General features: G+C 66.8%; 20 protein-coding genes and 1 tRNA gene. 9 read left to right on the top strand and 12 right to left on the bottom strand.

All coding sequences use genetic code 11. The features are described from left to right. Window positions 1-143 precede the first annotated feature (143 nt). The 10 genes from MFF62_RS30555 to MFF62_RS30510 form a co-directional block, all read right to left on the bottom strand. Window positions 144-230 (bottom strand) — tRNA-Leu (locus tag MFF62_RS30555). Between the two features lie 102 nt (window positions 231-332). Further along, window positions 333-1,613, bottom strand: a complete 1,281-nt coding sequence (locus MFF62_RS30550) for an amidohydrolase family protein (RefSeq protein ID WP_238267884.1) — start codon at window positions 1,611-1,613, stop codon at window positions 333-335. 21 nt (window positions 1,614-1,634) lie between these two features. Then, window positions 1,635-2,585: an ABC transporter permease gene (locus tag MFF62_RS30545; protein ID WP_238267882.1), complete on the bottom strand. Its 951-nt coding sequence runs from the start codon at window positions 2,583-2,585 to the stop codon at window positions 1,635-1,637. Further along, entirely contained in the window at window positions 2,585-3,676 is a 1,092-nt protein-coding gene (locus MFF62_RS30540) for an ABC transporter permease (RefSeq protein ID WP_238267880.1), read from the bottom strand. The genes MFF62_RS30545 and MFF62_RS30540 overlap by 1 nt, the downstream gene beginning before the upstream one ends. After that, window positions 3,666-5,225, bottom strand: a complete 1,560-nt coding sequence (locus tag MFF62_RS30535; protein WP_238267878.1) for an ABC transporter ATP-binding protein — start codon at window positions 5,223-5,225, stop codon at window positions 3,666-3,668. The genes MFF62_RS30540 and MFF62_RS30535 overlap by 11 nt, the downstream gene beginning before the upstream one ends. A 95-nt stretch (window positions 5,226-5,320) precedes the next feature. After that, window positions 5,321-6,328, bottom strand: coding sequence for a BMP family protein (locus MFF62_RS30530; protein WP_238267875.1), 1,008 nt, complete (start codon window positions 6,326-6,328; stop codon window positions 5,321-5,323). Window positions 6,329-6,420: 92 nt separating this feature from the next. Next, window positions 6,421-7,116, bottom strand: coding sequence for a TetR/AcrR family transcriptional regulator (locus MFF62_RS30525; protein WP_238267889.1), 696 nt, complete (start codon window positions 7,114-7,116; stop codon window positions 6,421-6,423). After that, window positions 7,116-7,805: a uracil phosphoribosyltransferase gene (gene upp / locus MFF62_RS30520; RefSeq protein WP_404990866.1), complete on the bottom strand. Its 690-nt coding sequence runs from the start codon at window positions 7,803-7,805 to the stop codon at window positions 7,116-7,118. Before upp ends, MFF62_RS30525 begins: the two co-directional genes overlap by 1 nt. A gap of 128 nt (window positions 7,806-7,933) precedes the next feature. Beyond that, window positions 7,934-9,241: a URC4/urg3 family protein gene (locus tag MFF62_RS30515; protein ID WP_238267874.1), complete on the bottom strand. Its 1,308-nt coding sequence runs from the start codon at window positions 9,239-9,241 to the stop codon at window positions 7,934-7,936. Then, window positions 9,238-10,476, bottom strand: coding sequence for a GTP cyclohydrolase II (locus tag MFF62_RS30510; protein WP_238267873.1), 1,239 nt, complete (start codon window positions 10,474-10,476; stop codon window positions 9,238-9,240). Before MFF62_RS30510 ends, MFF62_RS30515 begins: the two co-directional genes overlap by 4 nt. Before the next feature lie 293 nt (window positions 10,477-10,769). Here MFF62_RS30510 and MFF62_RS30505 point away from each other — a divergent pair, with 293 nt between their 5' ends. Then, window positions 10,770-11,087, top strand: a complete 318-nt coding sequence (locus tag MFF62_RS30505; protein ID WP_238267872.1) for a hypothetical protein — start codon at window positions 10,770-10,772, stop codon at window positions 11,085-11,087. Between the two features lie 70 nt (window positions 11,088-11,157). On the opposite strand, the gene MFF62_RS30500 is transcribed toward MFF62_RS30505, so the two are convergent. Continuing rightward, the gene (locus MFF62_RS30500; protein ID WP_238267870.1) at window positions 11,158-12,261 is read right to left on the bottom strand and encodes an acyltransferase family protein; all 1,104 of its coding nucleotides are present in this window, start codon (window positions 12,259-12,261) and stop codon (window positions 11,158-11,160) included. Window positions 12,262-12,525: 264 nt separating this feature from the next. Between MFF62_RS30500 and MFF62_RS30495 the strand changes: the two genes are divergently transcribed. Both MFF62_RS30495 and MFF62_RS30490 read left to right on the top strand, forming a co-directional pair. Then, window positions 12,526-13,431: an amino acid ABC transporter substrate-binding protein gene (locus MFF62_RS30495; protein ID WP_238267863.1), complete on the top strand. Its 906-nt coding sequence runs from the start codon at window positions 12,526-12,528 to the stop codon at window positions 13,429-13,431. A gap of 160 nt (window positions 13,432-13,591) precedes the next feature. Continuing rightward, window positions 13,592-13,876, top strand: coding sequence for an amino acid ABC transporter permease (locus tag MFF62_RS30490; protein WP_238267862.1), 285 nt, complete (start codon window positions 13,592-13,594; stop codon window positions 13,874-13,876). A 98-nt stretch (window positions 13,877-13,974) separates the two neighbouring features. Here MFF62_RS30490 and MFF62_RS30485 read toward each other — a convergent pair whose 3' ends face one another. Further along, window positions 13,975-14,835, bottom strand: a complete 861-nt coding sequence (locus MFF62_RS30485; protein ID WP_238267859.1) for a hypothetical protein — start codon at window positions 14,833-14,835, stop codon at window positions 13,975-13,977. A gap of 367 nt (window positions 14,836-15,202) precedes the next feature. On the opposite strand from MFF62_RS30485, the gene MFF62_RS30480 reads away from it, so the two are divergent. The 6 genes from MFF62_RS30480 to MFF62_RS30455 form a co-directional block, all read left to right on the top strand. Continuing rightward, the gene (locus MFF62_RS30480) at window positions 15,203-16,915 is read left to right on the top strand and encodes a glycosyltransferase family 39 protein (RefSeq protein WP_238267857.1); all 1,713 of its coding nucleotides are present in this window, start codon (window positions 15,203-15,205) and stop codon (window positions 16,913-16,915) included. 31 nt (window positions 16,916-16,946) lie between these two features. Beyond that, window positions 16,947-17,318, top strand: coding sequence for a DMT family transporter (locus MFF62_RS30475; RefSeq protein WP_238267855.1), 372 nt, complete (start codon window positions 16,947-16,949; stop codon window positions 17,316-17,318). A gap of 7 nt (window positions 17,319-17,325) precedes the next feature. Beyond that, window positions 17,326-18,501, top strand: coding sequence for a DegT/DnrJ/EryC1/StrS family aminotransferase (locus tag MFF62_RS30470; RefSeq protein WP_238267853.1), 1,176 nt, complete (start codon window positions 17,326-17,328; stop codon window positions 18,499-18,501). Beyond that, on the top strand, window positions 18,480-19,475 hold the full coding sequence (locus MFF62_RS30465; protein ID WP_238267851.1) for a glycosyltransferase: 996 nt from the start codon (window positions 18,480-18,482) through the stop codon (window positions 19,473-19,475). Before MFF62_RS30470 ends, MFF62_RS30465 begins: the two co-directional genes overlap by 22 nt. Next, window positions 19,463-20,386 carry a formyltransferase gene (locus MFF62_RS30460; protein ID WP_238267849.1) on the top strand — a complete coding sequence of 308 codons (924 nt, stop codon included), beginning with the start codon at window positions 19,463-19,465 and terminating at the stop codon, window positions 20,384-20,386. The genes MFF62_RS30465 and MFF62_RS30460 overlap by 13 nt, the downstream gene beginning before the upstream one ends. A gap of 10 nt (window positions 20,387-20,396) precedes the next feature. Continuing rightward, the coding region (locus MFF62_RS30455) for an NAD-dependent epimerase/dehydratase family protein (protein WP_146002161.1) at window positions 20,397-20,532 on the top strand (136 nt) is incomplete at its 3' end.

Genomic DNA, 20,532 nt, shown 5'->3' with positions numbered 1-20,532 from the left:
GCGCCCCAGCGCATCAAGACGCGACATGTGGCAGTTTGAACCGCCGCGCCCTCACCCCCGCCCCTCTCCCGCAACGCGGGAGAGGGGAGAAAACCAAAAGTACAAATGAAAAGACCCTGCTCGTTGAGCAGGGTCTTCATATTTGGTGCCCAGAAGAGGACTCGAACCTCCACAGTGTTGCCACCGCTAGGACCTGAACCTAGTGCGTCTACCAATTCCGCCATCTGGGCTTCGTCTCGCTGAATTGCTGCTGCGATGCGAAGAACGTGATTATGCTGAGCCGACTGCTACCTGTCAACACCCTTCTCATAGAAACTTCAAAAATTCCTGCTTCACGCCCGGTGTAGACCGAAGTCGACTTCGGTCGGCCGGCCCGGCAGCGACAGCGTGGCCGTGGCGGGCACCGTGCGGGACACCACCTTGCCCGCGCGCATCACCATCAGTCGCGTGGCACGCAGCCGGATCGCCTCCACGGGGTCGCGCGCCTGGAGCAGGACCAGGTCCGCGCGGCAGCCCGGCTCCAGGCCGTAGCCTTCCAGCCCCAGGATGGTTGCCGGGGTTTCGGTCACCGCCCGGAAGCAGGCGTGCATGGCGTCCTGCCCGGTCATTTGCGCCACGTGCAGTCCCATGTGCGACACCTCCAGCATGTCGCCCGACCCCAGGCTGTACCAGGGGTCCATCACGCAGTCGTGCCCGAAGGCCACCGGAATCCCGGCCGCCAGCATCTCGGGCACGCGCGTCATGCCGCGCCGTTTCGGATAGGTGTCGTGGCGCCCCTGCAGCGTGATGTTGATCAGCGGATTGGCGATGGCCGCCACGCCGCCCTCGCGTATCAGCGGCAGCAGCTTGGACACGTAGTAGTTGTCCATCGAATGCATCGACGTCAGGTGCGACCCCGTGACACGGCCTTGCAGCCCCAGCCGTACCGACTCGCTCGCGAGTGTTTCGATATGGCGCGACATCGGGTCGTCGGTCTCGTCGCAATGCATGTCCACGCGCAGGCCACGGTTGGCGGCCTCCTCGCACAGCAGCTTCACCGACGCCGCGCCGTCCGCCATCGTCCGCTCGAAATGCGGGATGCCGCCCACCACATCCACACCCATGTCCAGCGCGCGCCGCAGGTTGCCCAGCGCGCCGGCCGAGCGCAGTACGCCATCCTGCGGGAATGCCACCAGTTGCAGGTCGAGATACGGCTTCACGCGCTCGCGCACATGCAGCAGCGCCTCGGTGGCCAGCAGGCGCGGATCGCAGACGTCGACGTGCGACCGTATCGCCAGCAGCCCGCGCGCCACGGCCCAGTCGCAGTAGGCCAGCGCGCGTTCGACGATGGCGTCCTGCGTCAGCAGCGGCTTCAGTTCGCCCCACAGCGCGATGCCCTCCAGCAGCGTGCCGGACTGGTTCACGCGCGGCAGCCCGTATGACAGCGTGGAATCCATATGGAAGTGCGCATCGACGAACGGCGGCGTCACAAGCTGGCCCGCCGCATCGATTTCCTCGCCGGCGCTGGCCGCCAGTTGCGGCGCCACGGCGGCAATGCGGCCGTCCGCGATGCCGATGTCGACGTTGGTACGGCCATCGGGCAGGTTGCAATGACGAAGGATGGTATCGAGCATGAGTGTTCTTTCCGGATGGGTTCAGCGTTCGCCCTTGCGGTACGGTTTCATCAGCGCCTGCGGATAGGCCGCGCGCCGCGCCACCAGCACCAGCGCAAGGATCGACAGGATATAGGGCAGCATCAGGTAGATCTGGTACGGCAGCGGCGGCAGGCCCGGCAGGCTGGCTCCGCCCTGCTGCAGCCGCAGTTGCAACGCGTCGAAGGCCGCGAACAGTATCGCGCCAAGCAGCGCCCGGCCCGGCCGCCACGACGCAAACACCACCAGCGCCACACAGATCCAGCCGCGTCCGTTGATCATGTTGAAGAAGAACGCGTTGAACGCGGACAGCGTCAGGAAGGCGCCGCCCACGGCCATCAGCGCCGAGCCGGCCATGATCGCGCCGATGCGCACCGCGCCCACGCGAATGCCCTGCCCTTCGGCCGCCGAGGGATTCTCGCCGACCATGCGCACCGCCAGCCCCAGCGGCGTGCGATACAGCAACCAGCCCAGCACGGGCACCAGCACCAGCGCCAGCGACGTCAGCGCGGTTTCGGCGGCCATGACCGTGCCGACCAGCGGCACATCGGCCCACCATGTCATCGGCGCGAACGGCGTGATGGTCGGCGGCGTGGACACCTGCGCAAAACCAAGTCGGTACGCGTAATAGGACACGCTCGTGGCCAGCATCGTCACGCCCAGGCCCGCCACGTGCTGCGACAGTGCCATCGACACGGTCAGCCAGCCATGCAGCAGCCCAAAGGCCAGCCCAACCGCAGCGGCCGCAGCCACCCCGCCCCACAGCGGCGCGCCGTGATAGACCGCCAGCCAGCCCGAGAACGCGCCGGCCACCATGATGCCCTCGATGCCGAGGTTCAGCACGCCGGCACGCTCGCACAGCAGCACGCCCAGCGTGCCGAAGATCAGTGGCGTGGCCACGCGCAGCACCGCAATCCAGAACGGCGCGCCCGCCAGAATATCGAACAGTTCCATCAGGCCACCTTTCCAACGCGGTCGAACCGGATGCGATAGCGCGCCAGCATCGTGGCCACCAGCATCGCCAGCAAGGCCACCGCCACGACCACGTCCGCGATCGTGTTGGGCACCCCCACCGCGCGGCTCATGCCGTCGGCACCCACCAGGATGCCGGCCACGAAGATTGCCGCCGCCACCACGCCCACCGGATGCAGGCCGGCCAGCATGGCGATCACCACGCCGGTGTAGCCGTAGCCGGGCGACATGTCGAGCGTCAGGTAGCCGGTGCGCCCAGCCACTTCCACCACGCCGGCCAGTCCCGCCAGCGCACCGGACAGCGCCGCCGCCAGCAGCGTCACGCGTGCCACGGGCATGCCCGCGAACGCGGCCGCCCGCGCGTTGGCGCCCACCGCGCGCATCTGCAGGCCGAACACCGTGAAGCGATTGATTGCCCAGACCAGCAGCGCCAGGCCCACCGCCCCCAGCAGCCCGCTGTGCGCACGCGACCGTTCCATCAGCCGCGACAGTTCCAGTTCCGGCACCAGCGCCACCGATTGCGGCCAGCCCATCGCCAGCGGGTCCTTCATCGGCCCATCGAGCATCATCGACACACCCAGCAAGACAATGAAGTTGAGCAGCAGCGTGGTCACCACCTCGTCCACCCCGAGCCGGAGCTTCAGCATGGCCGGCAGCAGCAGCAACAGCGCGCCGGCCAGCATGCCGGCGGCCACCATCAGGCCGAACAGCACGCCCGTGGGCAGCGCCGCCGCCCAGGGTGCCGCCGCACCGTCCACCTGGCCGCCCACGGCCACGGCGGCCAGCGCCCCGAGGTACAACTGCCCCTCGGCGCCGATGTTGAAAAGCCGGGTGCGGAATGCCACGGCCACCGCCAGCCCGGTCAGGATCAGCGGCGTGGCGCGCGTCAGCGTCTCGGACCACGCAAAGCGCGAGCCAAATCCGCCTTCCAGCAGCAGCAGGTAAGCCTTGCCGACCGGCGCGCCCGCCAGCGCCACCAGCCCCGCGCAGACCAGCAGGGTCACCACGATCGCACCAACGGGCGCCATGACCAGCGCGGTGCGTGAAACGGAAGATCGGGCTTCAAGCCGCATGGGCCACCTCCGCATGCGAGGCATCGGTGCCGGCACCGGCCATGGCCAGCCCCAGCGAGGCCAGCGTCCAGGCCGACGTCACGCGCGCCGGCGTCAGGCGTCCGGCGTGGATCACGGCAATGCGGTCGGACAGCGCCATCAGTTCGTCCAGGTCCTCGGAAATCAGCAGCACGGCCGCACCCTGCGCCGCCGCTTGCAGCAACTGGCCGCACACATAGGCCACCGCGCCGATGTCCAGGCCCCAGGTTGGCTGGCTGGCCACCACCAGCACCGGCGTGCGGTCCCCGCGCACGGAAAACGCGCGCCCCAGGATCAGCTTCTGCATGTTGCCGCCGGAGAGCGTACGCGTCGGCACGTCGATGCCGCCGCCGCGCACGTCGAAACGCCCCACCAGTTCCTTGGCAAAGCGCCGCGACGCCGCACCACGAATCACGCCCCCGCGCACGAAGGCGCGGTTGCCAAGCTGCTCGATGACCACGTTCTCCCAGACCGCAAGGTCGCCCACCGCGCCCTCGGCATGCCGGTCTTCGGGGATGCGCGCCACCCCGGCGCCAATCCACTGGCGTGGCGACGCGGGCAGCGCCTGTCCGCACACGGCAAGGCGGCCCGCCGATGCCGGCACCACGCCGCTCATCAGCTCCGCCAGCGCCACCTGTCCATTGCCCGACACCCCGGCGATGCCGACGATCTCGCCGGCACGCAGATCAAGTGTCACGTCGTTAAGCCCCGCCCGGCCGTCCGCGGCGGACACGCTGACGCGGTCGAGCATCGCCACCACATCGCCGCCCGAGGCAGCCACCTCGCGCGTGGGCATGTCCACGCGGCGCCCCACCATCAGTTCGGCCAGTTCGGCCTTGCCGGTCTCGCCCGCGCGGCGCTCGGCCACGAGCCGGCCGCCACGCAGCACCGCCACGCGATGCGAGACGCGCAGCACCTCGTCGAGCTTGTGGCTGATAAAGATGACCGACAGCCCTTCGGCAATCAGTTGGGCCAGCGTGCCGAACAGGCTGTCTGCCTCCTGCGGGGTCAGCACGGCCGTGGGCTCGTCCAGGATCAGCACGCGTGCGCCGCGATACAGCGCCTTGACGATTTCCACGCGCTGGCGCTCGCCCACCGACAGCGCGCCCACACGCGCCTGCGGCTGCACGGCCAGTCCGAAGCGTGCCGCCAGGTCGCGGATCCGGGCTTGCGCGGCGGCGCGCTGCTGGCGCCAGCGCCAGAGCGGCTCGGTGCCGATCAGGATGTTGTCCAGCACCGACAGGTTGTCGGCCAGCGTGAAATGCTGGTGGACCATGCCCACCCCGGCGGCCAGCGCGGCGCGCGGATTGCCGGGCGGCAGCACCACCCCGTCCACCTCGACGCTGCCGGCGTCGGCAATGTAGTGGCCGAACAGGATATTGACCAGCGTGCTCTTGCCGGCGCCGTTTTCGCCAAGCAGGGCCAGCACTTCGCCCCGATGCAGGTCAAGCGAGATGTCGTCGTTGGCCAGCAGCGGGCCAAACCGTTTGGTGATGTGCGAGAGCCGGAGCACCGGCGGTGGCTGGGACATCGATTCTGAAAATAGAAGAAAGAAACAAGGCCCCGTCCGGGTGGAACGGGGCCGTCCGGCGCGCGTGCGGCGCGCCTGCTGCCGGTTCTACGCGCTTAAGGCGTCGACTTCGGCTCGGCCTCCACCACCTTGACCGTGAACTTGCCGTCCAGGATCGCGCGTTCCTTGGCCCGCACCTTGGTCATCACGTCGGCCGGCACCTTGCCCTCGAACGTGCCCAGCGGCGCCAGCTCGGCACCCTTGTGCTTCATCAGCGAATACTGGCCGTAGTCCTCGTTCTTGAACTGGCCAGCCTTCACCTTGGCCAGCGCGGCGGCGATGGTCGGCTCCATGTTCCACAGCGCCGACGCCACCACGGTGGCGGGATACTGCGGCTGCGTGTTGATGACGTTGCCGATGGCCAGCTTGCCGCGTTCCTTGGCGGCGTCCGACACGCCAAAGCGCTCGGCGTAGAGCACGTCGGCGCCCTTGTCGATCATCGCGAACGCGGCCTCCTTGGCCTTGGGCGGGTCGAACCACGACCCGATAAAGCTGACCGTGAACTTGACCTTGGGATTCACCTCGCGCGCGCCTTCCATGAACGCGTGCATCAGGCGGTTCACCTCCGGAATCGCATAGCCGCCGACCATGCCGATATGGTTGGTCTTGGTCATGCCGCCCGCGATCATGCCGGTCAGGTACGACGGCTCCTGGATGTAGTTGTCGAACACCGAGAAGTTGGGCGCCTGCGGCTTGCCCGAGGATCCCATCAGGAAAGCAGTCTTCGGATAATCCTTGGCCACCTTGCGCGCCGCGCCTTCCACCGCGAACGATTCGCCGACGATCAGCCCGGAGCCCTGCTCCGCGTACTGCCGCATCACGCGCTCGTAGTCGGCGTTCGACACGCTTTCAGAGAACACGTAGTCGATCTCGCCGCGCGCCTTGGCCTCGTTGAGCGCCTTGTGGATGCGCGACACCCACTGCTGTTCCACGGGCACCGTGTAGACCGCCGCCACCTTGATCTTCGCCTGCGCGTGGGCGCCGGGCGACAGACCGATGGCGGCCAGCGCCGTGGCCGCCGCGGCGGCCTTGATCCAGGTACGACGGTCGCTTCCGTTGTGCATGACTTCACTCCCCTTTTTCTACGTTGTTGGCGCGCATGGCGCGTGGTGGATTGGTTTGATGCTTCGGTTTGATTCCGGGCAAGTCCGCCGGCTCAGGCGGACTCCGGATCGGGATCGAGCCCGGCTTCGTGCAGGCCGCAGCCGCGCAGCAGCAGCCCCACCAGGTGCTCGGTGGCGCGGTCGAAGTCGTCCTCTTCGAGCTGGCTCACGCCCAGCACCGCGCAGACCTGCGCCTCGAAATCGGCATAGGTCTGGGTGGCAGCCCAGATCGTGAAGAACAGGTGGTAGGGGTCGACGGGCGCCATCTGCCCGCCGTCGATCCAGGCGCGGATCACCAGCGCCTTGCGTGCCACCAGTTCGCGCAACGCCTGGCGCAGCACGTTGCCGATCTCGGGCGCGCCATGCAGCAGCTCGTTGGCAAACACGCGCGACGCATCGGGGTGACTGGCCGACAGCCGCATCTTGGCGCGGATGTATTGCTCCAGTGCCAGCCGTGGCGAGTGCTCGGCGCTGATGATGTCGGTCTCCGACAGCCACAGCGTCAGCGTATGAGCCAGCACCGCGCGATACAGCGCCTGCTTGGTGCGGAAGTAGTAATGCAGGTTCGACTTCGGCACGCCGGCACGCGCGGCGATGTCAGCCATCGTGGCACCGGCAAACCCGGCCCGCGCGAACACGTGCTCGGCCGCCCGCACGATCAGCGCCTCGTTCTCCTGGCGGATACGCCCGCCAGGAGGCGCCGAATCGGATGCGCGCGTGGACAGCGGCGCGCGCGCCAGGGCGTCCATCATTTCGTGCCGTAGAGCCGGTCGCCAGCATCGCCCAGGCCCGGCACGATGTAGCCATGCTCGTTCAGCTCTTCGTCGATGGCGGCGGTGACGATGGCCACGTCAGGATGCGCGGCCCGCAGCGCGCGCAGCCCGGGGCGCGACGCAATCAGGCAGACGTACTTCATCGTGGTAACGCCAGCTTCCTTGAGGCGGTTGATGGCGGCGATGGCGGAATTGCCCGTGGCCAGCATCGGGTCCACCACGATCACGAAGCGTTCTTCGATGTCCTCGGGCATCTTGAAGTAGTACTCGATCGGCTCCAGCGTCTCCGGATCGCGATACAGGCCGATATGCCCGACGCGCGCGGCGGGCAGCAGGTCGAGCATGCCGTCCAGGAAGCCATTGCCCGCGCGCAGGATCGACACCAGGCAGAGTTTCTTGCCCGACAGCACCGGCGACTGCATCGGCGCGATGGGCGTCTTGATGGCGATGGTCTCCATGGCCAGGTCGCGCGTGGCCTCGTACGTCAGCAACTGGCTGATCTCGCGCACCAGGCGGCGAAAGTTGTCGGTGGTGGTTTCCTCGCTGCGCACCAGCGTGACCTTGTGCTGCACCAGCGGATGGTTGACCACCATCACCGTCGGCGTCGTGCCTTCCGACTCGGCAAAGGCCTGCGCGGCCGTGGGTACGTCGGACATGTCGTTCATGGTGCGCTCCTTGTTGTTCCGGGACACTCGACCGGTTCGGGCGCAGCGGGCCCCCGGGCCCGCCGCGTTCTGGCTGCCTGCCAACTGCTGTCAATCGCTTGCTGCTGTGCGGCGCTATTGCGTCAGCGCTAGAACACCGTGCCGTCGCTCTGGATCGCGAACGGCGGCGGCCCGCCCGGTGCCCGGCGCTGTGCCGCGATGCGCCGCCCCGCGGCCCATGTGCCGCCTTCCAGCACGCGCGCCAGCGGAAAGTCCGTTTCCTTCAGACCCAGCGCCTGGCGCACCGCATCGGCCACGAGATCAAGCCCCGTCACGGTCAGCGCGCGCCATTCGACGATCTCCGGTTCGTCCACCGTATGCGTGCGGCTGGCGAATTCGGGGTCACGCGGCACGGTCAGCTCGAAGTCATAGAGCAGCCCGCCGTTGCGGTACTCGGGCAGGCCGGTCAGCGCATCCAGCCCCACCACGGTCAGTCCGCCGTCCTCCAGCGGTTCCAGCAGCGAATAGGTCAGCCACTGCGTGAGCTTGTGGAACGGCACCAGCCCGCCCGGCGCCGCCGGGTGGCGCCAGCAGTCGCCCAGCGACACGCCATCGATCTGTACGCGGCCCGGCCAGACCGGACCCAGCGCCACCAGCAGCGTGCGCAGCACGAAGCCGGCCTCGATCTGGTTGTTGGTGGCATACGCGGCCAGGTAGTCGAACAGGTTGCCCAGCCGGGCCGGCGTACCGAACACCGCCGGCGTGGCCTGCATGACTTCGCCCAGCCGTCGCAGCAGCCCGGCGCGCCCTTCCAGCCCCACCAGCGGATTGTGCTGGGCCACCTGGAACGCCGTGGCGATGGTGGAGGCATCGATCCGAGCCAGCCGGTCGGCGTCGGCTCGCAGCGGATCGCCCGACTCGGCCGAGAAGCCGCCACGCGCGAACAGGTCGAAGCTGGCCACGCCCAGGCCCTCGGACCGCGTCAGCATCATGTCGCTGGCCGGATCGCGGTAGCGCCAGTCGGGCCCCGCACCGGCATCGAGCAGCACGCTCGGAATGACCAGGTCGATGCCGATGCGCGCGCGGTCCGCACAATGGTCCGCGCCCGACATGCCCGCGCGTTCGCACAGGATCTGCCAGCGGTTGATGGCCTCCTGCCCCGGCCCGCCGCTTTCGAAATGGCGCCAGCGGCTGTGATACGGCACCTGCAGGTCCGGATAGCGGCGCCGGATCGTGGCGGCCACGTAGTCGGCAATCGCGTGGACACGGTCCGGGTGCCACGTGAACAGCTCGGACTCGCCGGATGCGACGAAGTCGGTCACGACCGCGCAGTGCGTGCGCACCGCCGCGCCGCCCAGCAGCGCGGAAGCGGGATGATCGGCAGGCACCGGGCTATGCCAGCCGCTGCCTGTGCCTGGTTCGTGCCCGGTCGTACCTCCTGCGGGATGTTGGTTCATTCGTTCAACCCCCTGCCCTTTGCCAGGGCTAGTTCGTTGGCATCCGGCGGCGTGTAGCTGGTGAAGTAACCCGCCGCCACCTTCGCATCGATTTCCACGCGCGCATCGGCCGGGATCAGCGCCTCGGGAATGGGCACCTGCTCCACCACCTCGATACCCTGCGCCGTCAGCGCGCCATGCTTCATGTTGCTCATCGAGGCCCAGCGGTCGATGCGCCGGATGCCGAGCCAGTGAAAGACGTCGGGCATCAGCTCCTGGAAGCGCATGTCCTGCACGCCGGCCACGCACTCGGTGCGCGCGAAATACGTCTCCGCACGGTCACCGCCCACCTGGCGCTTGCGTGCGTTATAGACCAAGAACTTGGTGACCTCGCCCAACGCGCGGCCTTCCTTCCGGTTATAGACCACCAGGCCTACGCCGCCCTGCTGCGCCATCTCGATACAAACCTCGATGCCGTGCGCCAGGTAGGGCCGGCATGTGCAGATATCCGATCCGAAGACATCGGAGCCATTGCATTCGTCATGCACCCGGCATGCCACCTTGGTCTCGGGCTGGCCCAGCTTGGCGATATCGCCAAAGAAATAAAGCGTCATGCCACCGATGGGGGGCAGGAAGACCTTCAGGTCAGGCCGCGTGACCAGTTCCGGGAACATCCCGCCGGTCTGCTCGAACAGGCTGCGCCGCAGCACGCTTTCCTTGATATCGAACCGGCGCGCGATGCCCGGCAGGTACCAGACCGGGTCGATGGCGGCCTTGGTCACGCGCACATCGCCGTTGGCATACAGGATCTGGCCGTCGGGGGTGAGCCGGCCTGCGGCGATGGCCCCGCCCAGTTCCGGCATGTTGATATGGGCCCGGGTGATGGCAATCGTCGGGCGGATATCGAAGCCGGCGGCGATGCGGTCGGCAAATGCGGTCGACACCAGGTGACCCCATGGGTCGAGCGACACGATCTTGTCCGGATCGCCCCACTGGGCATGGGGGCCGATCGGCTCGGCGGGTGCGGTATCGGTCAGGTCAGGACGATGCGCGCGCTGGAGGCTGCCCGAGGCCACGGCCAGCGCCCGGTAGATGGCGTAGGCGCCGGCATGCGTGCCGATCACATTACGCTGGGCCGGGTCGGTCAGGCTGGCAATCACTGGTCCTCGCTCGGCCGCGGTGGGCGCGCCCCAGTGAATGGGCTCGGCCGGCTTGTCGCGGCGCGCATGCGAGGTCAGGACGATATGGTCGGACATGGTTCGCCTCCCCGGTCATCAACCGGAACACGAATCCTGACCAGATGGTCAGGTTTACATGTTCATAGTAGGCAACGTTCATGCCAACGCCCAAGTGGGGTTGTTACCGTTAGTGGCATCCCGTACGCACCGCCCCGGCGCCGCCGGCAAACCAACGCGGTGCATGGACGTCGCCATTCAGCGTAGTCCGCCCCGTTTTAGTCATCCGGCTATTTCGAGAGGAGAGTTGGCTACAGATACTTCCATGCGTCGGGGCCGCAAACGCCCCTGCTCGAACAAGCATGGAGTATCAAATGAAAAAGTCGCCCCTCACCCCAACCCTTACCCCCAATCGATCGGCCGCCGCACTGGCCCTGATGCTGGCGCTGACGCTGGCCCCGGCAATGGCCCGCGCCGCCATTCCTGCCCCGGCACCGTCTCCAAAGCTGGACCCCTCGCTGCCGCAAGCCTGCACGGTACTGCTCGAAGGCGACCGGCCCCGCACACGCTGCGTGCTGTCGCACGACAAGACCATGGAAAAGGCACCGCTCGAAAGAGGCGCACCGGTGATCTGGGATCGCCTGATTACCGATCCCACGACGCTGCGGACGCTGACGACCCACACGGCCTGACGCCCGCACAACAAAAAAGGCACGCCCACCGGGACGTGCCTTTTTTGTTTCGGCCTGGAAGCCAGCCGGGTCAGCTTTCTGCCTGGCGAGTCAGCCGGCCGCGCGCGCGGGCCGGAAGGTCGGCGGTGAGCCATCCCACCACAGCCTGCACCGGGCTCGCCGACTCCACATACCGGTGGAACAGCGCGCCAGCGACGTTGCTGGCCACCCACGCCAGCCCCATGCCCAGCGCATTGAGCGCCGGCTGGCCAGGGACCACATGCGTGACCACGGCATTGACGACCAGGCATACCGGAAAGTGCACCAGGAACACCGAATAGGAGATCCGGCCGAAGTACGCCGTCAGGCGCCCGCCCGGCCAGTGTTCCAGCCAACCGCCGCGCCGCGAGATGGCCAGCAGCAGCGCCGTGGCCAGCGCCACCGCGATACGCAGCCGGAAGTCCACGGCCAGCGCCGCCAGGCCAATACCGGCCAGCGCCAGCAACGGCCACGCGGAGCGCCCCGGATTCGACGCCCAGAAGGCCAGCGAACCCATGCCGTAGGCGCCGAAGAAGTAGATCGCCCAGATATCCCACGACGCATCGCGGTTGAACCAGAACAGCGACGCCACCGCCAGCGCGGCCACCACCGGCACGCCCAGCGGCAACGCCTGCCGGGCCATCGCGCGGGCTAGCCAGAGCGCCAGCACCATCAATGCGAACAGTTGCAGGTCGATGGCGATATACCAGACGCCGGCCGACAGCGCGTCCACATCAAGGATGTTGTGCAGCAACAGCAGATGGGCCACGAACTGGGCCAGGTGCGGCGCGGCGGGAATCGAGTCGTGCTGCATCCAGGTGCGCGCGATGGCAGCACCCACGATCGCCACGAGGATTGCGGCCGCAAAGGGCACCACCAGTTTCTGGTAGCGGCGCCACACGGTGGTCAGCGGATTGGCAACGGTCAGGTGGCCGCCAGGGGCAAGGCTACGCGCGGCCAGAAAGCCGCTGATCACCAGGAACACCTGCACGGCAATGCGCGCGTAGTCGGCCAGCCAGCCAATCAGACCTGGCGCCAGCGACTGGGCGACATCGGACATCGGTCCGTAGAAAGCCAGGTGGTGCAACACGATCAGCTGCGAGCTGACCGCCTTCAGTGCGTCCACACATGCCAGACGGGAAGGACGGGGGCTCATTTATTTCTTGTTCGGGAAATGCAAAATGGGCCGCATTGTAACCGGATCGGTGCGTTCAGCCTTGGGCGACCCGGTAACCCACACCGTAACGAATGTAATCTAATGTGTTTGTGGCGATTGTGTGTCTAATTGACCACATATCAGGGGTGCCCAATGCACCGCTTTCGGGCATCCGGGGCATTAGCTAATAAGAAACAAATTCTTCGCGGCGCAGGGGCGCGGGTTTACCCTTCGGTCCTTACGCTTCACGCCCTTATTCCGAACATGTCCCTGCCTGCCCGTTTCGCTTCCATCCGCCGCCTGCTTGCTGGTCTCGCCCTGGCTGGCGCCCTGGTGCCCGCCGCCCAGGCGCAAACCCCTGTCCTCGACAAGATCCGCGACACCGGCACCATCACGCTGGGCTACCGTGAATCGGCGCTGCCGTTCTCGTTCGCCGACGACAAGGGCCAGCCGGCCGGCTATGCCGTGGACCTGTGCCTGCGCGTGGCCGAAGCCGCCCGCCAGAAGCTGGGACTGAAGGACATCAAGGTACGCTGGCTGCCGCTGACGCCGCAGAACCGCGTGCCCGCCATGGTGAACGGGCTGGCCGACCTGGACTGCGCGCCTAATACCAATACGCTGGAACGCCAGAAGCAGGTGGCCTTCAGCGTGTCGCACTATGTTTCCACCGTGCGCATGCTGGTGCGCGCCGACTCGGGCATCAAGACGCTGGCCGACCTGCGCGGCAAGACCGTGGTGACCAGCGCCGGTTCGACGGGCGACCGCCACGTGCGCCGCCTGAAGGCCGAGTATGGCTTCCGCGACGTCTACGCCAAGGATCACGGCGAGTCGTTCCTGCTGCTGGAAACGGGCCGCGCCCAGGCTTTCGTGATGGATGACGTGCTGCTGGCCGGCCTGCGTGCCAAGTCCAAGGACCCGTCGCAATATGTCATCGTCGGTCCGGCCCTGTCCGTCGAACAGAACGCGCTGATGATGTCCAAGGCCGATGCCGAGTGGAAGCAGCTGGTGGACCAGACGCTGGCCAAGACGTTTGCAGGCCCGGACGCCGCCGCGCTGCAGAAGCGCTGGTTCCAGCAGCCGATTGGCACGCGTGGCACAAACCTGGCCCTGGCGCCGTCGACCGAAGTGCTGCAAGCCTGGAAGCACCCTTCGGATGTTGTGACGGAGTAAGCATTTCCGGGGGCTTGCCCCCGGAAAAGCCCTGAGTTGACGCGCTTGGCGCCCTTGTCCACACTGGCCCGAGCCTGGTTCTACCATCGGGTAGGATCGGCAATAACGTCGAACCGCCATCGTGCATCACCAATCCGGCGGCAACTCTAAGGAGAACTCCATGAAGACACTGATCGCCACCGCCATCGCACTGGGTCTTGCCACCGCTTCCGTGGCTGCAGTCGCGCAGGACAAGAAGTCGTTCGACCCGTACTCGCAAGGCGCCAAGTCCGGCGAAAAGTTCGACACCTACAGCCAGGGCGCGAAGTCCGGCGACAAGTTCGATCCGTATTCGCAAGGCGCGAACAAGAGCACGCGCGCCGACCTGACCGACCAGACCACGCCGGCCCCGAAGAAGCCGAAGGCCAGCAAGTCGACGTCGACCAAGAAGACGCAAGGCAATTAAGTACCCCGCGCGGTTCAGATTGCCGACCGCAAAGCAAAAAAGGAGTCCCAACGGACTCCTTTTTTCATTCTCCGCAACGGAATCGCCCCACTACCGCACTACCGCCCGTCGTCATTCGGGTCCAGCAACTCCAGCGCGGTCACGTCCACGCGCTGCACCACGTTGTTCTGCCGGATTTCCGTGCGCATGACGAATGCCTCCATCGGGCAATACCAGTCGGTCACGTGCAGCACGCTCGGTTCCAGCTGCAGGATTTCGTCACCCACCATCAGCGGCCCCAGCGACGTGCGCTTCTCGTAGGTGATGGGCATGCATTCCTTGCGGCCCATCACCGTGTTGATCATCTGCTTGCGGCCCACATGCCGCGACCCGACGATGATCGACGCATGCAGCGCCTGCATCGACCCCACCACCTCGTCCTTGCCCAGCGGGTAGATTTTCAGCGATACGCTGGACTGGAAGGTCTCGCCTTCCAGCGTGGCGCCTTCCTTGATTTCCACCCCGGCGTAGTTGAATACGCCGCTGCCGTTGAACGACGCCTCGCCGAACATCCGCGCATAACGCGCCCGCGCGTTGATCACAGCGTTGCGGCTGTCGATGCGGGTGCGCATCGTGGTGGCGTTGCGGTCGATATTGATCTCGTGCACCTGGTCCATGACCACGGGCGGGCCCATCAGCGCCGCAAAGGCCGACTTGGACCGGACCTCCAGCTGGGCGCTGCAGCCACGTGCCGTACGCATGACATCGCGCAGTGTCATCGTGATCGACATCGGAATCTGGCCATCGCCTTCCATCTGCACGCGCGACCCGGAACGGAACCAGGGCGCGTCGCACAGCGCGGCCGCGCCGGGCATGGGTGGCGACATGCCCGATACCGGGGCGGCCTCGGGCGCCGAAGCCTGGGCAAGTGCCGTGTTCATTACAGCGGTCAGCAACCACGGCAGTAGCGGCGGTCTCATGGCAGTCGTCCGTTCAATGGCCGGCGGCGGCAGTGACAGGGGGCGTCAGCTTCTGCACGCAATGTGCCGGAATGGCGCAAGTATTGCGCGAAATGCGCGCGGCGGAAATGGGGTTCCGGCCAGACCCCGCGCCCGCAGCCGCCAAAACGGCGGGGCGAGGAATGCGCTCGTGCTACCATTGCGCGCCCGTGGCAGTGCCCAGGCCGGATTTCGGCCTGCGTGGCTGTCTTCCGGCCTGGGCCGCGGCTCGCACAGCCGCCCGATCGGACCATGTGTCCACCGATCCGGCCCATGGCGCGTTGTGGGGTGTTCGCCACAAGGCGACGCACGAAAAAGCCTCCGGATTCCCGGCCATTTCAGGAGAGATATGCGTAGTTCTTCGCCCACGCGCCGAGCCGGGCTGCCTGTCGGCATGGTGGCATTTATCGCGATTGCCGTGCTGCTGCTCTGGTTCGGCACGCTCGACGCCCGCCATCTGCTGCGCCCCGACGAAGGCCGCTATGCCGAGATCTCGCGCGAGATGTTCGCCAGCGGCGACTGGGTGACCATCCGCTACAACGCCCTGAAGTACTTCGAAAAGCCCCCGTTCCACATGTGGGTGACCACCATCGCCTACGAACTGTTTGGCGTGGGGGACTGGCAGGCGCGGCTGTGCGTGGCGCTGTCGGGCATCCTCGGGCTGGGCGTGACCATGATGGCGGCCGCGCGCTGGTTTGGCTGCCGCGCCGGGCTGCTGGCCGGCCTGGTGATGCTGGCCATGCCGATGTGGAGCGTGGCGGGCCATTTCAATTCCCTGGACATGACGCTGTCGGGCGCGCTGGCGTGCGTACTGGCCTTCATGCTGCTGGCACAGCACCCCGAGACCTCGCCCGGCGCACGCCGCTGGTGGATGGTGGCGTGCTGGGCGGCGATGGGCGTGGCCATCCTGACCAAGGGCCTGGTCGGCATCGCCCTGCCCGGCCTGGTGCTGGTGGTCTACACGCTGGTCACGCGCGACTGGGGCCTGTGGCGCCGGCTGCATGTGCCGTTGGGCGTGGTGGCCATGCTGGTGGTCACGGTGCCGTGGTTCTGGCTGATCTCGGCCAAAAATCCTGATTTCCCGCATTTCTTCTTTATCCATGAGCACTGGGACCGCTATACGTCCACGGTGCACGCGCGCAAGGGCTCGATCTGGTACTTCGTGCCGCTGCTGCTGGCCGGCATGCTGCCGTGGCTGGGCCTGACCCCGCGCATGTGGGACGTGGTGCGCGACCGCGCCGGCACCGTGCATGGCAATGCCGGCGGCAAGCCGTTCCAGCCCGCGCTGATGAGCCTGGTCTGGTTCGCGGCGATCTTCGTCTTCTTCAGCCTGTCGGGATCGAAGCTGCCGGGCTATATCGTGCCCGTGTTCCCGGCCCTGGCCATCCTGGCAGCCGTGGCGCTGGACCAGATCAACGACCGCTCGTGGAATCGCCAGATCAACGGCCTGCTGGTGCTGGCGGTGGTGGGCCTGATCGCGGCGCCCGTGGTGGCCACGCTGGATCGCGATACCAACCCGAACGAGGTGTTCCGCGCCTTTGCCGTCTATATTGGCGTGGCGTTTGCCGTGCTGCTGGCCGGCATGCTGCTGGCGCGCCGCCTGCTGCGCACGCGTGGCCTGTTCCCGAGCATTGCCGCGTTCGCGCTGGCCATGTACCTGACGTGCACCATCGGGCTGCTGGGCCATGAAGTGATGGGCCGGCGCGCCTCTGGCGTGGACATGCTGCCCGCCATCAAGGCCGTGCTCAAGGACGACATGCCGATTTACGGCGTACGCATGCTGGATCACACACTACCCTTCTACCTGGGCCGTACGCTCACGATGGTGGCGTTTGCCGACGAACTCGAGTTCGGCACGGAGCAGGAGCCGGACAAGTGGATCCCGACCATGGACGCCTTCGTCGCCAAATGGACGGACGGCCAGCCCGCGCTCGGTATCATGTCGCCCGATACCTACAAGGAACTGGCGGCCCAGCAGGTGCCCATGTACGTGGTGGCACGTGACGTGCGACGCGTCGTCGTGAGCAATTTCCCGCTGCCGGCACCGGCCAAGGTTCAGTAGTTGCCAAGAAAGTAGTCGTACCGAACGCCCCATGAACATTTCGACTTTTGCATTTATCTTTACAGGCGTGTTGCTCAATGCCTGCGCCCAGCTGCTGCTCAAGGCCGGCACCAACGCCGTGGGCGCCATCACGATCGAGCGCGCCACCATCCTGAACACGGCGTTCCGGGTGCTGACGCAGTGGCCCGTGATTGCCGGCCTGACCTGCTATGTGATCAGCGTCGGCGTGTGGATCGTCGGGCTGTCGCGCGTGGATGTGTCGATTGCCTATCCCATGCTGTCGCTTGGCTACGTGGTCAATGCCCTGGCTGCATGGTGGCTGTTCGGCGAGATGATCGGCCCGCTGCGCATGGCGGGTATCGTATTGATCCTTGCCGGCGTTTTCCTGATTGCCCGTTCCTGACGCCCCCATGACTGCTTCCGCTCCGCAGGATTTCCTGCCGTTCGTCCGGCCCCAGATCGACGACGCCACCATTGCCGAGGTCGGCAAGGTGCTGGCATCGGGCTGGATCACTTCCGGCCCCAAGGTCCAGGCGTTTGAAGCCGCGCTGTCCGAGCTGTTCGGCGGACGTCCGGTGCGCACGTTCTCCAATGGCTCTGCCACGATGGAAATCGCGCTGCGCATTGCCGACATCGGCCCGGGCGACGAAGTCATCACCACGCCGATCACCTGGGTGGCCACGGCCAACGTGGTGCTGACCGTGGGCGCCAAGCCGGTGTTCGTCGACATCGACCCGGTCACGCGCAATATCGACCTCGACGCCGTCGAAGCCGCCATCACGCCGCGCACGCGGGCCATCATTCCGGTGTACCTGTCCGGCCTGCCCGTCGACATGGACCGCCTGTATGCCATCGCCCGCCGGCACAACCTGCGCGTGATCGAAGACGCCGCGCAGGCCATCGACTCGCGCTGGCGCGGCCAGCGCATCGGCGCCTTTGGCGATCTGGTCAGCTTCAGCTTCCAGGCCAACAAGAACATCACCACGGTCGAAGGCGGCTGCCTGGTGATGAACACGCCCGAGGAAGCGCAGCGCGCCGAGCGCCTGCGGCTGCAGGGCGTGATCCGTACCGGCATGGACGGCATGGACGTCGAGGAGCCCGGCGGCAAGTTCAACCTGACCGACGTCAACGCCGCCATCGGCCTGGCCCAGCTTCAGCAGCTCGACACCATCACCGCGCGCCGCGCGGAACTGGCCGAGACCTACTTCCGCGTGGCCGCGGACATGGGCCTGGCCGACCTTGGCATCGAACTGCCCGTGCCGCGCGACGCCGATGTGGCCACCACCAACTGGCATATGTTCCAGGTGGTGCTGCCCACCGACCGCATGCAAGGCGGCCGCCCCGAGGCGCGCAAGCTCGTCATGGAGGCCCTGCGCGAGCGCGGCGTCGGCACGGGCGTGCACTATCCGCCGGTTCACCTGTTCAGCTATTTCCGCTCGCTCGGCTGGTCCGAAGGCATGCTGCCGCATGCCGAACGCATCGGGCGCGGCATCGTCACGCTGCCGCTGTTCCCCGCCATGCAAGCCGCCGATGTGGAGCGGGTATGCGCAACTCTTAGCGAAACATGCAAACGTCTCTCTCACTAAGTCCCGTCGAGGTCTCGGTCGTCATTCCCGTCTATAACGAGGAAAGCGGCCTGCAGGCGCTGTTCGACCGTGTGTATCCGGCGCTGGACGGCCTGGGCGAATCGTACGAGATCATCTTCGTCAACGACGGCAGCGTGGACCGCTCCGCGTCGATGCTGGCCGCCCAGTACCACAAGCGCCCCGACGTGACGCGCGTGATCCTGTTCAACGGCAACTTCGGCCAGCACATGGCTATCCTGGCCGGCTTCGAACACACGCGCGGCCGCATCGTGATCACGCTCGATGCCGACCTGCAGAATCCGCCCGAGGAAATCCCGCGCCTGGTGGCCGAGATGCGCAAGGGCCACGACTACGTAGGCACCATCCGCCGCCAGCGCAACGACACGGCCTGGCGCCGCTATGCGTCGCGCGCGATGAACCGGCTGCGCGAGCGCATCACCAAGATCAAGATGACGGACCAGGGCTGCATGCTGCGCGCCTACGACCGCAACGTCATCGACACGATCAACGCCTGCCGCGAAGTCAACACGTTCATTCCGGCACTGGCCTATACGTTTTCGTCCAACCCGGTCGAGATCGAGGTGGGCCACGAGCAGCGCCATGCAGGCGAGTCGAAGTATTCGCTGTACCAGCTTATCCGCCTGAACTTCGACCTGGTGACCGGTTTCTCGATCGTGCCACTGCAGTGGTTCTCGGCCATCGGCACCATGCTGTCGATCACGTCGGCGGGACTGTTCCTGGTGCTGCTGATTCGCCGCTTCATTCTGGGCTCTGAAGTCCAGGGTGTGTTCACACTGTTCGCCTTCAACTTCTTCCTGATGGGCATCATGCTGTTCGGCATCGGCCTGCTGGGCGAGTACATCGGCCGCATCTACCAGGAAGTGCGCGACCGGCCGCGTTACCGCATCCAGGCCGTGCTTGAACGCGATCCGCAAACTGGCACTGAACCGGAGGCAGCATCGTGCGCGCCGTAGTCTTTGCCTATCACAACGTGGGCGACCGCTGCCTGCGCGTGCTGCACGCGCAGGGCGTGGACGTGGCGCTGGTGGTCACCCACCGCGACCGCCCCGACGAGAACATCTGGTTCCAGCGCGTGGCCGATACCGCCGCCGAGCTGAACCTGTCCTTCGTCTACGGCGAGGATCCGAGCGACCCCGTGCTGGCCGACGCCGTACGCGCGGCGCAGCCTGACGTGATCTTCTCGTTCTACTACCGCTCGATGATCCCGGCCGACCTGCTGGCGATTGCCCCGCGCGGCGCCTTCAACATGCACGGTTCGCTGCTGCCCAAGTACCGCGGCCGCGTGCCCGTGAACTGGGCGGTGCTGCATGGCGAGACCGAGACGGGCGCAACGCTCCACGCGATGGAAGCCAAGCCCGACGCCGGCTACATCGTGGACCAGACGTCCGTGCCGATCCTGCCCGACGACACCGCCGGCCAGGTCTTCGAGAAAGTCACCGTGGCCGCCGAGCAGACGCTCTGGCGCGTGCTGCCCGCCATGAAGGCCGGCCACACGCCCAAGCGGCCCAACCGGCTGGCCGACGGCAGCTATTTCTCGGGTCGCAAACCCGAGGACGGCCGCATCGATTTCAAGCAGCCGGCCGCTGCCGTATACAACCTGATCCGTGCCGTGGCGCCGCCCTACCCCGGCGCGTTCACGGACATTGGCGGCCGTCGCCTGATCGTGGCGCAGGCGCGCCGGCTCGAAGCCGGTGCCGTGCCCGCCGGCCTGGCGCCGGGTCTGCACGTGGCCAACGGCCGCATCGTCGCCGTCTGTGGCGATGGCGGCGCGCTGTCGGTGCTGCAATTGCTGCAAGGCACCAGCGCCGACAACGCGAGCCCGGTCTCCGTTACCGAATTCCAGAACATTCACACAGCATCCTGAAAGGAAACCGATGAAAAAGGTCCTGATTCTTGGCGTCAACGGCTTCATCGGCCATCACCTGACGCGCCGCATCCTGGAAACCACGCAGTGGGAGGTCTACGGCATGGATATGTCGTCAGACCGCCTGGGCGACCTGGTGAACCATC

It is taken from the genome of Cupriavidus pauculus (assembly GCF_022179805.1).
In the GTDB taxonomy this organism is placed as follows: domain Bacteria; phylum Pseudomonadota; class Gammaproteobacteria; order Burkholderiales; family Burkholderiaceae; genus Cupriavidus; species Cupriavidus pauculus_E.
This window is presented reverse-complemented; position numbering and strand designations above follow the sequence as displayed.